At 63.6% G+C, this 15,320-nt stretch carries 14 protein-coding genes and 1 pseudogene; 7 read left to right on the plus strand and 8 right to left on the minus strand.

The features are described from left to right. From EN850_RS24390 to EN850_RS24405, 4 genes are all read right to left on the minus strand, one after another. The coding region (locus tag EN850_RS24390; protein WP_135897773.1) for a biotin/lipoyl-containing protein at positions 1–754 on the minus strand (754 nt) is incomplete at its 3' end. Positions 755–757: 3 nt separating this feature from the next. Next, positions 758–1,756, minus strand: coding sequence for an alpha-ketoacid dehydrogenase subunit beta (locus EN850_RS24395; RefSeq protein WP_127872165.1), 999 nt, complete (start codon positions 1,754–1,756; stop codon positions 758–760). Then, positions 1,756–2,784, minus strand: coding sequence for a thiamine pyrophosphate-dependent dehydrogenase E1 component subunit alpha (locus tag EN850_RS24400; RefSeq protein WP_127279553.1), 1,029 nt, complete (start codon positions 2,782–2,784; stop codon positions 1,756–1,758). The genes EN850_RS24395 and EN850_RS24400 overlap by 1 nt, the downstream gene beginning before the upstream one ends. 2 nt (positions 2,785–2,786) lie before the next feature. Then, the gene (locus EN850_RS24405) at positions 2,787–4,115 is read right to left on the minus strand and encodes an NAD(P)H-dependent oxidoreductase (RefSeq protein ID WP_136092443.1); all 1,329 of its coding nucleotides are present in this window, start codon (positions 4,113–4,115) and stop codon (positions 2,787–2,789) included. Positions 4,116–4,409: 294 nt separating this feature from the next. Here EN850_RS24405 and EN850_RS37245 point away from each other — a divergent pair. From EN850_RS37245 to EN850_RS24420, 4 genes and pseudogenes are all read left to right on the plus strand, one after another. Then, positions 4,410–4,988: pseudogene (locus EN850_RS37245) on the plus strand (phosphopantetheine-binding protein); the annotation flags it as partial. A 241-nt stretch (positions 4,989–5,229) separates the two neighbouring features. Continuing rightward, positions 5,230–5,463, plus strand: a complete 234-nt coding sequence (locus EN850_RS37250) for a hypothetical protein (RefSeq protein ID WP_246689270.1) — start codon at positions 5,230–5,232, stop codon at positions 5,461–5,463. Continuing rightward, a complete protein-coding gene (locus tag EN850_RS24415) occupies positions 5,387–6,163 on the plus strand; it encodes a class I adenylate-forming enzyme family protein (protein ID WP_245512006.1) in 777 nt (258 codons plus the stop codon). The genes EN850_RS37250 and EN850_RS24415 overlap by 77 nt, the downstream gene beginning before the upstream one ends. Before the next feature lie 171 nt (positions 6,164–6,334). Then, complete coding sequence (locus tag EN850_RS24420) at positions 6,335–7,234, plus strand: hypothetical protein (RefSeq protein ID WP_136092444.1); 900 nt, start codon at positions 6,335–6,337, stop codon at positions 7,232–7,234. Here the strand turns inward: EN850_RS24420 and EN850_RS24425 are convergent. After that, the gene (locus EN850_RS24425; protein ID WP_135863026.1) at positions 7,221–8,000 is read right to left on the minus strand and encodes a phosphodiesterase; all 780 of its coding nucleotides are present in this window, start codon (positions 7,998–8,000) and stop codon (positions 7,221–7,223) included. The genes EN850_RS24420 and EN850_RS24425 overlap by 14 nt on opposite strands. A 66-nt stretch (positions 8,001–8,066) precedes the next feature. Continuing rightward, complete coding sequence (locus EN850_RS24430; RefSeq protein WP_136092445.1) at positions 8,067–8,855, minus strand: 3-hydroxybutyrate dehydrogenase; 789 nt, start codon at positions 8,853–8,855, stop codon at positions 8,067–8,069. 227 nt (positions 8,856–9,082) lie between these two features. Between EN850_RS24430 and EN850_RS24435 the strand changes: the two genes are divergently transcribed. From EN850_RS24435 to EN850_RS24445, 3 genes are all read left to right on the plus strand, one after another. Next, positions 9,083–9,871 (plus strand): acetoacetate decarboxylase, encoded by a 789-nt coding sequence (locus EN850_RS24435; protein WP_136092446.1) that lies wholly within the window; start codon positions 9,083–9,085, stop codon positions 9,869–9,871. Then, a complete protein-coding gene (locus EN850_RS24440; protein ID WP_127280248.1) occupies positions 9,864–11,024 on the plus strand; it encodes a patatin-like phospholipase family protein in 1,161 nt (386 codons plus the stop codon). The genes EN850_RS24435 and EN850_RS24440 overlap by 8 nt, the downstream gene beginning before the upstream one ends. A 183-nt stretch (positions 11,025–11,207) precedes the next feature. Further along, a complete protein-coding gene (locus tag EN850_RS24445; RefSeq protein ID WP_136092447.1) occupies positions 11,208–12,059 on the plus strand; it encodes an MFS transporter in 852 nt (283 codons plus the stop codon). 159 nt (positions 12,060–12,218) lie between these two features. Here EN850_RS24445 and EN850_RS24450 read toward each other — a convergent pair whose 3' ends face one another. Then, positions 12,219–13,829, minus strand: a complete 1,611-nt coding sequence (locus EN850_RS24450) for an inorganic phosphate transporter (RefSeq protein ID WP_136092448.1) — start codon at positions 13,827–13,829, stop codon at positions 12,219–12,221. A 107-nt stretch (positions 13,830–13,936) separates the two neighbouring features. Then, the gene (locus EN850_RS24455; RefSeq protein ID WP_136092449.1) at positions 13,937–15,151 is read right to left on the minus strand and encodes an ROK family transcriptional regulator; all 1,215 of its coding nucleotides are present in this window, start codon (positions 15,149–15,151) and stop codon (positions 13,937–13,939) included. Positions 15,152–15,320: the final 169 nt, after the last annotated feature.

Below are 15,320 nucleotides of genomic sequence, written 5' to 3' on the forward strand. Positions count from 1 at the left end.
GCGTGCGCAGCGAAAGCAGCGCGTCGAGCTCGCAGTCGAGCGTCAGGTAGAAATGCGGGATGGTGGTCTTGGCCTCGACCAGGCGCCGCGCGATGGTCTTGCGCATATTGTCGTGCGGGACGAGTTCATAAGAGCCTTGCTCGAACAGCTTCAGCACCTGATCGTCCGACATTGCCTTTACTGCCGGCGCAGATGCGGCAGGAGCTTCGGGAGCGACCGCCGGAGCCTCCCTGGCGCCGCCCTTGGCAATCGCCGCATCGATGTCCGCCTTGACCACACGGCCATGCGGGCCGGTGCCTGATATGGCTGAAAGGATGAGACCCGCCTCGCGCGCCAAGCGGCGAGCCAACGGTGTCGCGCGTGCGCCCGACGGCGATTGGCCGATCTCCCCCCTTGTGGGGGAGATGCCCGGCAGGGCGGAGGGGGGCGCCTCGCTCCCGGCAGTTGAAAGGACATCGTGCTTCGTCGCGAGGGGGGAGACTGGCGCCGCGTCCTGCTTGGTCCCATAAGCCTCGCCGTCGGCATAGATCCAGGCGACCGGCGCGCCGACCGGAATATCGACGCCTTCCTTGCCGGTCACGTCGCGAAGCACGCCACTGGCAGGCGCATCGATCTCCATCGCGGCCTTGTCGGTCTCGATCTCGAACAGCACGTCGCCCTTCTTGACCTGAGCGCCTTCCTCGGCGAACCAGCGCGAAATCTGTCCGGTCGCCATGTCCATGTCGACCTTGGGAAGAATGACTTCGGTCGGCATGTCTCAGCGAACCCCTTTCACGAGGTCGCGCGCGGCGATGATGATGTCGGGAACCTGCGGCACCGTGGCCTTTTCCAGCTCCGGATTGTAGGGGATCGGCGTTTCCGCGCCGCCCAGTCGCACGATCGGCGCATCGAGATAATCGAACGCCTCGCTCTCGGCGATCATGGCGCTGACCTCGGCGCCGATGCCCAGCGTCTTGACGGCTTCGTAGACGCACATCAGCCGCGACGTCTTCTTGACGCTGTCGATGACGGTCTGCTTGTCCATCGGCCGGATGGTCCGGAGGTCGACGACTTCGACGTCGATGCCTTCGGCCTCCAGCGTGGCGGCGGCGTCAAGCGCCTTCTGCACCATGATCGAGGTGGCGACGATGGTGAGGTCGCGGCCCTCGCGGCGGATGTCGGCCTTGCCGATCGGCACGGTGTAATAGCCTTCCGGCACCAGCCCCTTCATCTTGTAGAGCAGCTTGTGCTCGAAGATCATGACCGGATCGGGATCGGCGACAGCAGCCAGAAGCATGCCCTTGGCATCATAGGGTGTCGCCGGCTGGATGACCTTCAGTCCCGGCACATGGCCGAGCCAGGCTTCCAGGCTCTGGCTGTGCTGCGCGGCGGCCCCCGTGCCGGAGCCGGCAGGGAAGCGCATGACGACAGGCACTGAAACCTCGCCGCCCAGCATGAAGCGCATCTTGGCGGCCTGGTTGACGATCTGCTCCATGGCGAGCGTGGCGAAATCCGAAAACTGGAATTCGAAGATCGGCCGCATGCCGGTGACGGCAGCGCCGACTGCGACGCCAGCACCACCCAGTTCCGAGATTGGCGTGTCCAGCACCCGGTCCGCGCCGTAACGATCGACCAGGTCGCCAGTGACCTGGAAGGCGCCGCCATAGACGCCGATATCCTCGCCCATCAGGAAGACGCGCTCGTCCATGTCCATGGCGATCGCCATAGCTTCCTGGATCGCCTGGGCGTAGCTCAGTTCACGCACCATCGCGTCCATCACGCCTGCTCCGTATACACGTAATTTCCGGTCTCGCTGACGTCGGGCGAGGGGCTCGCCTTGGCGAACTCGATGCCGTCGGCGATCTCTTGCGCCACCGCGTCGCGGATGGCTTCGATGCCCTTGTCGTCGATGAAACCGAATTCCCGCAACTCGTTCTCGAACAGCGTGATCGGGTCGCGGTTCGACATCCAGTCCTCGATCTCTTCCTTGGTGCGGTAGCGGTTGCGGTCGCTCTTGGAGTGACCGCGATGGCGGTATGTCTTGGACTCGATCAGCGTCGGCCCCTCGCCCGCGCGTGCCCGCTCGACCGCCTTGTACGAAGCCTCGGCGACCTCGGAGAAGATGTTGCCGTTGACGATGACGCCAGGCATCGAATAGGCGGCGGCACGGTCGGCGATGTTCTTGACCGCGGTCGACCGGGCCGTCGATGTCGACATGCCGTAGCCATTGTTCTCGCAGACGAAAATGACAGGCAGCTTCCAGACCGCCGCCATATTGAGCGCCTCGTGGAAGGCGCCCTCATTGTTGGCGCCGTCGCCGAAGAAGGAGACGACCACCTTGCCGGTCTTCATCATCTTGGAGGACAGCGCGGCGCCAACCGCGATCGGAATGCCGCCGCCGACAATGCCGTTGGCGCCGAGATTGCCCTTGGCGACATCGGCGATGTGCATCGAACCGCCGCGGCCCTTGCAGTAGCCCGTGGTCTTGCCGAAGAACTCGGCGAACATGCGCTTCACTTCCGCGCCCTTGGCGATGCAATGGCCATGGCCTCGATGCGTCGAGGTGATCTGGTCATCCTCGCCCAGCGGCATGCAGATGCCCATGGCGCTGGCCTCCTGGCCGATCGATAGATGCATGGTGCCGTGGATGAGGCCGCGCGTGTAGCTTTCCTCCGCGCCCTCTTCAAAGCGGCGGATGAGGTACATCTTGTAGAGCACCTGCTTCAACTGCTCGGCGCTGTACTGGCGATAGACGAAAGGCAGGTTGGCGCGGCTGTCCGCGACGGCTTTGCTGGCTCCGGCCATGATCACGCCTCCACGGTTCCGTAGACGAGCTTGTCCTGGCGGGCGCGCAGTTCGGCGATCTTGGAGCCCGGAGCCGGGGTGGCATTGGCGTAGGTGATCAACTCACCCTTCTTGATCGGCGCCGTCACCGAACCGCCCTGCAGCAGGCCGCAGGGAATGGCCCTGACGGCATGCGCTTCCGGCGCCGTCATGATCCAGGCGCGATAGCAATATTCGCCGATCGCGTCGAGCTTCTCGCCCGGCCGCATGTCCTTCTTGGCAACCGCGGCCACTTCGGCCACCGGCTTGGCCAGCGGCACCATGTCGGCCTTGCCGTAGAGCACGACGCGGGCGCAGGTCAGAGGCACTTCGAGCGAAGTCAGGTGATAGGGGCGGTGGAAGGTGAAGTACGGGCCCTTGCCCATCTTCAGATCTTCCATGCGCTCCGAGATGCGCGGGTGGGACATGTCGGCGACGACGAAGACGCCCGGCGCGACGCCCTTGCCGATCGAATAGTCGACGACGCCGACCCTGGACAGGACGCCGCCATCCTTCTGCGGCACCAGGACCTTGTTCAACTCGCCAAGCGTCGCCGCAGGGCCATGCATGCCAGCCTTGTCCGGCACCAGTCCGGTGGCATTGGCGATCGCCGCCATCTCGACCATGGTCTTCGAGCCGTCGACGAACTCGACCAGCATGCGCACGTTCATGTGCCGGCGCCTGGCCTCTTCCTCATAGGCGGGCGGCGTGGCGTCGATGTTGAGCGGATTGTTCTTGCCCTTGCCGGCGGCGACGATCGGATGGCCCATCGCCGAGACGAATTCGATCAGCTCCATGCAGGAGGACGGCTCGTCGCCGGCGCCCAGCGAATAGGTGACGCCGAGCCGGTCGGCTTCGCTCTTCAGATAGGCGCCGATGGTGACGTCGGCCTCGACATTCATCATCACCAGATGCTTGCCATGCTCCATGGCGCGCAAACCGATCTCGGCGCCGACGGCGGGAACGCCGGTGGCATCGATGACGACGTCGATAAGATCATTGTTGATGACCAGGCTGGCGTCATTGGTGACCGCCACCTTGCCGGCTTCCATGGCAGCCGTCATCGCCGAAGCGTTCGACACTTCGCGCGCATGGCCGGTTTCCTGGAAGGCTATGTCCACCGCCTTGCTGGCGGCAGGCAGGTTCAGCTCGGAGATCGCCCCGATCTCGATGCCCGACATGTGGGCGACACGGGTGACGATGTCGGTTCCCATCTCGCCCGACCCGATCAGGCCGATGCGGATCGGCTTGCCCGATTTGCCGCGTTCCTCGAGATCGCGAGCAAGGCCCGTCAACGAAACATTGGAAGCCATACCGCTCATCCTCCCATAATGCAGGCTTGTTCAATTGCCTGACGGGTATTGAACATCTGTATTTCTGTCAAGACTAATGTCCAAAATCTGCGTGTTTTTGCAGCACTTTCACAATGCGTGCAGCACAGCAGAAAAAGCCGGTGGAGAGCCGGCAAACCGCGTAATTCCACATTGCCGTGACGAGACTGCACGCAATGGCGGCGCGCGTGCGTCCCGTCCCATGGCGCACAGGATACTTGTTAGGAGCCTGCGTAAAAGCGTTGGCAGTGAACATGCATCGGTTAGGGGCTTCCGATGAACGTGCAACAACGGGTTGGACCTGTGGCAGTGCCAGGCGATGGCCCGGCCCATGCGATTGCCGGCATCTTCGCCACGGAGTTGGGCGTACCGGCAGTCGGCTTCGACGACAATTTCTTCGATCTCGGCGGCGATTCGCTGATGGCGGAGACTTTGGTGCTTGCCGTGCAGAAGCGGTTCGGCGTCAAATTGCAGACCTCGGTCCTGCTCGAAGCCCAGACACCGCGTGAATTCGGCCGCTTGATCGCGTCGCTGGTACCGGAGCATCCGGCCCGCGAACTGATCGTGCCGGTGTCCGGCAGCGTCGGCCAGGAGCCGATCGCGATGATCCACGGCATCACCGGCTCGGCCTTGTTCGCCAATCGCTTCAGCAGGCGTCTGAAAGACAGATACGCGATCATGGCCGTGCGCGGCATGGGCACGGAACCCGGCGAGACGCCCTATTCCACCATGGCCGAAATTGGCACCAACTATTTTGAAGCCCTGACCTCGGTGACCGGCAGGCATCCCGAGATCATCGGTGGCATATGCGTGGGTGGCTTGCTGGCGATCGAGGTCGGCCGGCTGGGCCACGAGGCGACGGGCAAACGGCCGGCGATCGTGCTCATCGATCCGCCATCGCCAGGTTCGGCCTGGCTGAAACCAATGCCCGACGATCGCCTCACCGAGAGAAGGCGGCGCGATATCGCCCGCAAGGTGATCTACTGGCGCCTGTTGCGCGACACGCTGAAACGGTCGCCTCGGACAGACACGTCTGGGGCGGCATCTGCGCAAGAAAGCCTACAAGAGCGCGCTGCTGCAGACCGCTGCCGGCTTTGTGCCCTCGTCCTATCCCTGCGACATCCTCATTCTCGCCAGTTCGGAATGGGGCGCCACGACCGTGAAGGATTACAAGGGCTGGGCCTCCGACAAGGCCAGCGTGAAGACGGTCGTCATGCCGGGCACGCACAACAAATTCCGCAAGGCCAACATGGATGCGATCGACGCGGAGATCATCACGTTCCTCTCCGCCCGGGTCGGGGCCGTACGCAAGAACCCGCATCGCCAATGAGTTTTGGCCGGCAGATACTGGAGGCCTTCGCCGCCCATGGCGACAAGGTCGCGATGGTCAGCGACCGCTCACCTATGCCCAGGCGCTGGCGCAGAGAGGGCATCTTGCCGCCAATTTCGGCGCATCGGGCATCGGGCCGGGCGACCGCGTCGGCCTTGCCATGGTCGACAACATCGACGTGGTGCTGTCCATCCTTGCCTGCTGGAAAATCGGCGCCACCCCCGTCGTTGTCGATTTTCGAACCCCCAGGAGCCAGCGTGCCAGGCAGGCCCGCGACTTCGGCCTGAAAATGGTTTTCGAAAGCCGCGCCATGCCGGGCGACGAGGCATATCCGAACGCGCTTTTCGACGCCGGCTGGAAATCGGCCTCGGCGCCAGGATTCGACGCCAACGCCGCCGCGATGGATGACGCTAGTCCGGCCTTCCTGATCTTCTCGTCCGGCACGACGGGCGATCCAGAGGCCTACACGCAGTCGCATGAGGCGCTCGCCAGGCGCATCGCGGCGCGCCGCGGGGTGGTGGAGGGAACCGCCAAGCGATTCCTGACGCCGATGGCCCTGTCATACTCGGCAATGCGCCACCAGGTCCTGGGCTATCTGCTTTACGGCGCAATACTTGCAGCAATGAAGGGAATGGCGCGCAATGCGCGAAAGATCGCAACAAACATATCAACCCCGTGCAGAACCCGGATGGCGTTTTAGCGCTACGATGTCGCGATTGATAGCGCCCGCGACCAGATCAGGTTGAAATACAGCATGCGTGTACGGACCAGCCGGTGGTCGCGAATTCTCGCGGTTCAAGACCAGGGTTGTGGGAAGATGGGCTTCGTCTTATGAGCAGGCATCCGATTTTGGAGCAATGGCGAAGTTTGCATGAGTTGGAAGCCGGCCAAGGGCCTTGTTGATCTGCTGAACCACAACTGGCCCGTCAGAAAGGTCAAGGCTTTTCGCAACGCATTGATTGAGCGTGATTTTCGCGCGCGCGGCATTCCCGAAGGCCTGAAATTCGCCGAGGAGTTGCGGCAAACCGGCTCCCAGCGCTTCTGCTTTGTCATTGCCTTCAATACGCCCTGGGTCATCGATGCGCTCACTCGCGCCTGGCATTTGTATTCCTCGGGAATGACGCTGGTCGTCGTTGACAATTCATCCGATCGATCAGCCAGGGTGCGTATTGCGGACATCTGCCGGGAGCGAAAAGTCACTTATTTCGGTTTGCCTCGGAATCGGGAAGGCCATCCCAACCGGTCGCACGGGATTTCCATGAACTGGATCTTCCACAACGTCGTTCGGTCATTGCGGCCGGAGCTTTTCGGATTTCTGGATCACGACTGCTTTCCGATCGCCCGCGTGGACATTCCCGCAATGATGGAGGGAAAAGTCGTCTACGGCTCAAAGCGCCCAGCGCAAGCGGACCCTGAAGCCTGGTTCATGTGGGCTGGGTTCTGCTTCTTCCGCTTCAGCGCCGTGCAAGGACTGGACCTGGACTTCACACCGCGTTTTGTCAGCGGAATGGACACCGGCGGCGGAAACTGGACGCTGCTGTATCGCGGGCTTGCTGAGAACGATGTTTCGGATGCGCAGAAGACGGCAGCCGATCTCGACTTTGGTGGGGTAGAGGCGGACCATCGCATGCTGGGCGGCGCTTTTTTTCACATCGGCGGCGCCTCGCACAGAAAACTGGTCATGACCCGGGAGTACCGGCGGCTGATCTCGGACCATGTGTGGGAGACCCACCTCGGCGGCGGCGAAAGCCGCCTCGTCAAGGACCCTTGACCGGCTCGGGCTGGCCGGCCCCAAAATCGTGGAAATGCACCACCACCCCATCCGCGTCGATGAAGATGACGGCATAGGCTGGCGGCTCATGGCCCAGCCGCCAGCTGTCCGAAAAATCCAGTGCGCTCTGGTGGTTGGTGCTGCGCAGTGTGCTGACTGGTATGCCGCGCCAACTGCCGGCGATCAGCCGATGGACATGGCCGGCGAAGATGTGGCCGACATTGCCGTGGCGCCGGAGAATGTCATGCAAGGCATCGGCGTCGCCGAGCCTGACCTCGTCAAGCACCGGCATGTGGATCCGGAACGGCGGATGGTGCATGAAGAGGAAAACCGGCCGGTCGCGCGCTTCCTGCAGCTTCTCGTCGAGCCAGTCGAGACGGGCCGCGCACAGCCTGCCCTCGACATGTCCGGCGTCCAGCGTGTCGAGCAGGATCAGGCGGCCATCGCTGCCATCGAAGACGCTCTGGACGAACCCGCGCCCGGCCGGCGCTTCCGGGAACATCTCGAGAAAAAGCGCCCTGTCGTCGTGGTTGCCGAGCATCAACCGGCAAGGCGGCACGAACCCCGCCAGCGTCTGCCTCAATGCCGCATAGGCGGCGCGCTCGCCATCATTGGTCAGGTCGCCTGATACCACCACCAGATCGGCATCGGCATGGTTCCTGCCGATATCGGCCAGGCAAGCCTCCAGCCGGGCGAGCGGATCGGAGCCATGAAGACGGCCACCCGGCGCCATCAGATGCGGATCGGAGAGCTGGATGATTTTCATGGGCCCGCGCACTGCCTTCCTGCCGCCGCCTGGCGTCGGCCTGAAGCCGGTATGTTTCGACCAGCTCTACTGCGCCGTCCAGCCACCGTCCATCGGCAAGGTCGTGCCGGTGATCTGCTTGGCCGCATCCGAACACAGGAACAATGCCAGTGCCGCAAGCTCTTCCACGGTGACGAATTCCTTGGTCGGTTGCGCGGCCAGCAGCACGTCGTGCTTGACCTGCTCCTCGGTCATGCCGCGCGCCTTCATCGTGTCGGGGATCTGCTTCTCGACCAGCGGCGTCCAGACATAGCCGGGCGCGATCGCGTTCACGGTGATGCCGTTCTGGGCGACTTCCAGGGCCACCGTCTTGGTCAGGCCCGATATGCCATGCTTGGCCGAAACATAGGCCGACTTGAACGGCGAAGCGACCAGTGCGTGCGCCGAGGCCGTGTTGATGATGCGGCCCCATTTGCGGCTTTTCATACCCGGCACCACCGCCTTGATGGCGTAGAAGGCGGCAAGCAGGTTGATGCGGATGATGGCTTCCCACTTGTCGTCGGGGAACTCCTCGATCGGCGCCACATGCTGGATGCCGGCATTGTTGACCAGGATGTCGAGGCTGCCGAACGCCTCTTCCGCGTCGTGGATCATGTCGGTGACCGCGGCGCCATCCATCATGTTGGCGTCGGAATAGCGGCACCTGACGCCGAAATCCTTCTCGATGCCGACTCGCTCCTGCTCGATGGCAGCGGCGTCGCCAAGGCCATTGATGGTGACGTTGGCACCCTCGGCGGCAAAGGCGCGGGCGATCGCGAGGCCGATGCCGCTGGTCGAGCCGGTGACAAGCGCATTCTTCGAAGACAGGGAACCCATGGGGAGATCTCGCAAGAGGTGGGAGGGAGTGGTGTTGAGGCAGATAGTTTGTGCGGCGCAACAAGACAATGCCACGGCCATGTGTCGGCTCGATTACAGCCCCGCGACCGCCTTTGCCGGCTTCGTGAAAGGGCGTCTTGGCGATGACACGGCATTGTCATGCTGCCATGCAACATATTTCCCAGCGCATTCGCGCGGGGTCATTTTCGAACGTTGGGGGCACCTGGATGGAAATCGCCGATGTCGTGAAGCGCGCCTATGCGATGCCGCTCACCAATCCCTCCTTCCCGCCCGGCCCTTATCGTTTCTTCGACCGCGAATACATCATCATCACCTACCGCACGACACGCGAGGCGCTCGAGGCCGTCGTGCCGGCGCCATTGGAGATCGATGAGCCGCTGGTCAAATACGAATTCATCCGCATGCCGGACTCGACCGGCTTCGGCGACTACACCGAGACCGGTCAGGTCATTCCCGTACGCCATAAGGGCCAGCACGGCGGCTATGTCCATTCCATGTATCTCGACGACGACGCGCCGATCGCCGGCGGCCGTGAGCTGTGGGGGTTTCCGAAAAAGCTCGCCAACCCCAAGATCGTCCATGAAGGCGAGGTGATCGTCGGCACGCTGCACTATGGCAGCGTTCTGTGCGCCACCGGCACGATGGGCTACAAGCATCGGGAAGCCGACCACGATTCCGTGCTCGCTTCGCTCGCCGCCCCCAATTTCCTGATCAAGATCATCCCGCATGTCGACGGCACGCCGCGCATCTGCGAACTGGTCCGCTACTACCTCACCGACATCACGCTGAAGGAAGCCTGGACCGCGCCGGCCGCGCTCGATCTGCGGCCCCATGTCATGGCCGACGTGGCGAAGCTGCCCGTGCTCGACATCGTGTCGGCGGTTCACTTCAAGGCGGACCTCACGCTCGGCCTGGGCGAAGTCGTACATGATTACCTCGCTGACCACAGCCGATCCGCTGCCAGCGCAACCCAGCTGGAGAAAGTCCGTGCTTGAGCGTACCCGCAACAAGGCAGCAGCCGCCACCATCGAGGAAATCACGGCGCAGTATGACCGTATCGCGCTGGTCTTCCAAGGCGGCGGTGCGCTCGGCGCCTATCAGGCAGGGGTCTATCAGGCGCTGGCCGATGCCGGCTGCGAACCGAGCTGGCTATCCGGCGTCTCGATCGGCGCCATCAACGCCGCGATCATCGCCGGCAATGAACCGAGCCGCCGGTTGCAGCGGCTGGAACAGTTCTGGCAGACGATTTCCGGCCGCAAGATCTGGTCCTACACGCCCGAAGGCGACATCTACCGCGACATCCGCAACCAAACCTCGTCGTTGATGACGATGACAATGGGCCAGCCCGGTTTCTTCAAGCCGCGCAATCCCAATCCCTGGTTCCAGCTGTCGGGAGCGGAAGGCGCCACCAGCTTCTACGACACCGCCGAGTTGAAGGACACGCTGGAGAGCCTGATCGATTTCGATGTGCTGAACGACGGCAAGAAGCGGCTGAGTGTCGGCGCGGTCAATGTCAGGACCGGTAACTTCGTCTATTTCGACACCGAGAAGGTGCGGATCGCGCCGGAGCACATCATGGCCAGCGGCGCGCTGCCACCGGCCTTCCCCTCGATCCGCATCGAGGGCGAATATTACTGGGATGGCGGCATCGTCTCCAACACGCCGCTGCAATATCTGCTCGACCAGGAAGAGGACCGTTCCTCGCTGGTGTTCCAGGTCGATCTGTTCAGCGCTCGCGGCGTGCTGCCGCGCGGCATGGCCGACGTGCTGTCGCGCCACAAGGACATCATGTATTCGAGCCGCACGCGGCAGAACACCGACAATTTCGAGCGCATCCATGCGCTGAAGATGAAGCTGCTCGATGCGCTGAAGCGCGTGCCGCCGGAGCAGCTCAAGGAAGGCGAGAAGGAGCTGATCGCCGACTATTCCAACGCCGGCGTCGTCAACATCGTCCACCTGATCTATCAGCACAAGGGCTACGAGGGTCACGCCAAGGACTACGAGTTTTCAGGCACCTCGATGCGCGAGCATTGGGAGATGGGCCTCGAGGACACCGAGCGCACGCTGCGTCACAAGAAATGGCTGATGCTGCCGACCAATGCCGATGGCGTCACCATCCACGACCTGCATCGCGAAGATCCGACTTGATACTTGCACCCGCCACAAGCTGAGCAATCTCGGGAAAATGCATAGCGGTCGCTCGGCTGGAAGCCCGTAAACTGTGAAGCTCTGCTTCATAGGCCATCAACATTATCGCGGATAGCCGCTCGCGGAGAGCGGGCTTACATCTGGGCGCCAGCAGAATGCGCTGGGCTCAATGGAGTACCGCCGATGGCCGCCGAAGCCGTTTCCCCTGCTGTCGTTCCATCGCGTGACGCCTGGCGCGGCCTGCTGTGGTTTGTGCCGCTCACGGCGCTGTGGCTACTCTTGATCTATCGTTGGCCGGCGATCCCGGACAGCGGCGTTCCGACCACGTTCCACCAGCTCGCGGCTCACGGGCTCGTCGCTCTGGGATTGTGGCTCGGCCTCGAACATACGAGCCTGACGCCCGGTCAACGTCGCGCGACCTGGTTGGCGATCATGATCGCGGACACGCTGTGGTTCGCCGTCGCCTGGAGCGCCGCGATCAATGGCGTCTTCCACCAGGACGCCACGGGTTTACCGGCGTTGCCATCGGCCATCTTCCTGCCGGTGGTCATCGGCGCGCCGCTGTTGCTGTTCTCTGGGCGGATCGGGCAGGTGCTCGATGCGATGCCAGCGAGCTGGCTCGTCGCGGTTCAGCTCTACCGCGTATTCGGCAGTTGGGCTCTCGCGGCGTGGCTGCATGGTGCGCTGCCCGGCGTGTTCGCAGTGCCAGCAGGCATCGGAGACATGCTGACAGGACTGCTCGCGTTGCCGGCGGCGATCGCGGTGGCGAACGGCACAGCCGGAGGCGGCAGGGCGGCAACTCTCTGGAACGTCCTTGGCCTTGCCGATTTCGCTGTCGCGATCACCATGGGCATAATCACCTCGCCCGGCCCGTGGCAGTTGATCGTTCCGGATGTGCTGAGCATCGGCGCTGGCGATTATCCGGGTGTGCTAACCCCTGCTTTCGTGGTGCCGAGTTCAATCCTGCTGCATGTGTTGTCGCTGCGCCAGCTGCGCCGCCGTAGCCGGGCGGAAGTTGCGCGGCGGCAGGAGTGAGGCTGGAGCCGGCCAACGATTCCATCGAAAGCTGAACCGTTCGAAGCGGCGCGTTCGCTTGGGAAGGCGCACGCTCTGACTCCTCAGTGGTCTTCGCAGGATGGGCCGACAAAGAGAAACGGCGCCGCAGGTGGCGCCGTTCTTTTGAGGGTCTGGCGCTCAGAACACCTGACGGAAGACGATGAACAGCGCGAAGGCGAGCGCGATCGAGCACGGCAGGGTCAGCACCCAGGCGAGCAGCAGATTGCGCACCGTCGACCACTGCAGGCCCGAGCCGTTCGCCGCCATCGTGCCGGCGACGCCGGATGACAGAACATGGGTCGTCGACACCGGCAGACCCAGACGGTCGGCCATGCCGATGGTGACCATGGCGACGAGTTCCGCGGCAGCGCCCTGGCCGTAGGTCAGGTGGCTCTTGCCGATCTTCTCGCCGACCGTGACGACGATGCGTTTCCAGCCGACCATCGTGCCCAGGCCGAGCGCCAAGGCGACCGCGACTTTCACCCAGATCGGGATGAACTTCGTCGCGTTGTCGACGGCCTTGTGATAGTCGGTGACCGCCTTGAGATCGGCGGCCTCCATCGGCAGCAACTGCTTCTTGTCGATCAGTTTCAGCGCCTCGCCGATCAGATAGATGTCGTTGCGGGCGTTGCTGACCAGATCGGTCGGCACATTGTCGACCGAAGCGTAAGGCTGCAGCTCGGCCGTTGTGCTGTGGATGAAGGTCTGCAACGCAACCGTCGTCTTGTCGCTCCAGGTCCGGGTGCGCACGGCATCCTGCACCGCTGCCTTGGCGTCCTTCGCATCGGCGACGGTGACACCGGGCTTCACATATTTGCCCAGCGCGGTCTCCACGTTAACCGAAGCCGACTTGTAGGCTTCGAGATAGTTGATGTCAGGCGTACGGTTCAGCGCATAGGCCGTCGGCACGACGCCGATCAGGATCAGCATGATCAGGCCCATGCCCTTCTGGCCGTCATTGGAGCCATGCGCGAAGCTGACGCCGGTGCAGGTGAAGATCAGCAGCGCCCGGATCCACCAGGGCGGCGGGGCATTGCCCTTCGGCGCCTCGTAGAGCGCCGGATTGCGGACGAGAAGCTTCATCGCATAGAGCAGGATGGCGGCGGCGAAGAAGCCGATGATCGGCGATACCAGCAAGGTCACGCCAACATTGGTTGCCTGCGACCAGTCGACGCCGCTGGTGGCGCTGCCGGCGGGTGCCATGAACTGGTTGGCGAGGCCGACGCCGATGATCGAGCCGACCATCGTGTGCGAGCTGGACGCCGGCAGGCCGAGGAACCAGGTGCCGAGGTTCCACAGGATCGCGGCCACCAGCAATGCGAACACCATGGCGAAGCCGGAGGAGGAGCCGACCTGCAGGATCAGCTCGACCGGCAGCAGCGACAGGATGCCGAAGGCAACCGCGCCGCTGGAGGTGAGAACGCCGAGAAAATTGAAGGCGCCGGACCAGATGACGGCGAATTCCGCCGGCAGCGAGCGCGTGTAGATGACGGTCGCAACCGCATTGGCGGTGTCATGGAAACCGTTGACGAATTCGAAGCCGAGCGCGATCAGCAAGGCGATGCCGAGCAGGATCCACGGCACCGTCTTGGCCACCGCCAGGTCCTGGCTCAGCGCGTAGCCAACATAGACCACGCCGACCAGCACCAGCACCCCGAAGGCCGGCAGGAACCACTTCGCGCCGCCAGAACTATCCAGCGGATGATCTGGTCTCGGAATGCCCGCCTCACTAGAAACTATGTCCACCATGTCCCACTCCTATTGCATTGCAGCAAAGAACTGGAAAAGACGCTATGTCCGGACGATGAACCCTGTGTGACGCGGGGCGAGGCTCTGCCTTCGACGCACGGTCCCTTTCAAGCGGGCCCGGAGCGTGTCTTCAGGATCGCCGAGAACAGCGGATCGAAGGCGCGGCTGATCGGCGCCGCCGCCGCGCCCAGCGCGATCGACCAGGGGTCGGTGGTGCCGAGCTGCAGCCGCGGCAAGGTCCGGCTTGGCCGGTCGGCGATCGACGGCAGCAGCGGATGCATCGCCTCGACAAGCCGGCGCGCCAGCGCTTCCGGCGCGCCGCTGGTCAGGATCACTGTCTGCGGATCGAAGATGGTTTCGATCAGATGCACGCTCCAGCGCAGGTCGTGCGCCGCCCCGTCGATCCAGCGCATGATCTTCACGTCACCCGACGCGGCCAGCGCGCCGATCTTTCCGTAGAGGTCCTCGTCGGCGGGATCGAGAACGAGATGCTGGTAAAGCGAGGCCAGCGACGCGCGATGTTCGAGCGGTGTCGAGCCCGGACCGGCCGGCGACAGCAGGGCCATGCCGATTTCGCCGGCGTTGCCATGGCCGCCGCTGTACAGCTCGCCGTTGAGGATCAGTCCGGCGCCGATCCCGTAGCCGACATAAAGGCACACCGCGTGGTCGACGCCATGCGCGGCACCCACGATGCGCTCCGCCGTCGCGCAGGCCGCGGCGTCGTTCTGCAGGCCGACATTCAGGCCCGTGCCCTTGGCCAGCGTGTCCAGCAGCGGAAACTTCTGCCAGGCCGGCATCATCCATTTGTCATCCGAATTCTTCAGGCCGAACGGGCCGGGCATGGCGACGCCGAGACCGACGAGGCGTTTCTCCGACTGCGAGGAGATGCCGGCCAGCTCGCGCCGGACGCCATCGATCAGGCCCAGGATCACCTCGACGCCCTTTGACGGCTCATCAAAGGGCAGGTTCGCCTCGGCGCGCGCCAGCACACTGCCCATCAGGTCGACCGCGACCGCCCGCGTCAGGTAACGGTCGATCTGCAGGCCGATGGCGAAGGCGCCTTCGGGCACCAGCCTGTAGGGGGTCGACGGCTGGCCCCTGCCCTTGCGCACCGCATCGAGCGCCACGACCAGTCCATCGCTTTCCAGGTCCTCGATGATGTTGGAGACCGCCTGCTTGGTGAGCTGCGTCGCCCGCGCCAGATCGGCCCGCGACAGCGCGCCATTGAGACGCAGCGCCTCGATCATGACGCGGCGATTATGCGCGCTGGTGCCCTCCTGGTTGGTGCCGCTCTTGGCGCGGATCGGGCTGATGTCGTCCATCGGCGTTTCCCCTCTTGACTCCATTAGAATATTGATCGACTAATTAAGTCAAGCGAGTTGACTTAATGTAAGCCGGGCGCCGCAAAACAAAATGGTCAGGCTCCCAGCCTGTCGCCACGGGCAGCCGGTGATGATCAGGTCGCGCGACATGGATCCGGGAAGACGATGC

This window comes from Mesorhizobium sp. M8A.F.Ca.ET.207.01.1.1 (genome assembly GCF_004794715.1).
Lineage (GTDB): Bacteria > Pseudomonadota > Alphaproteobacteria > Rhizobiales > Rhizobiaceae > Mesorhizobium.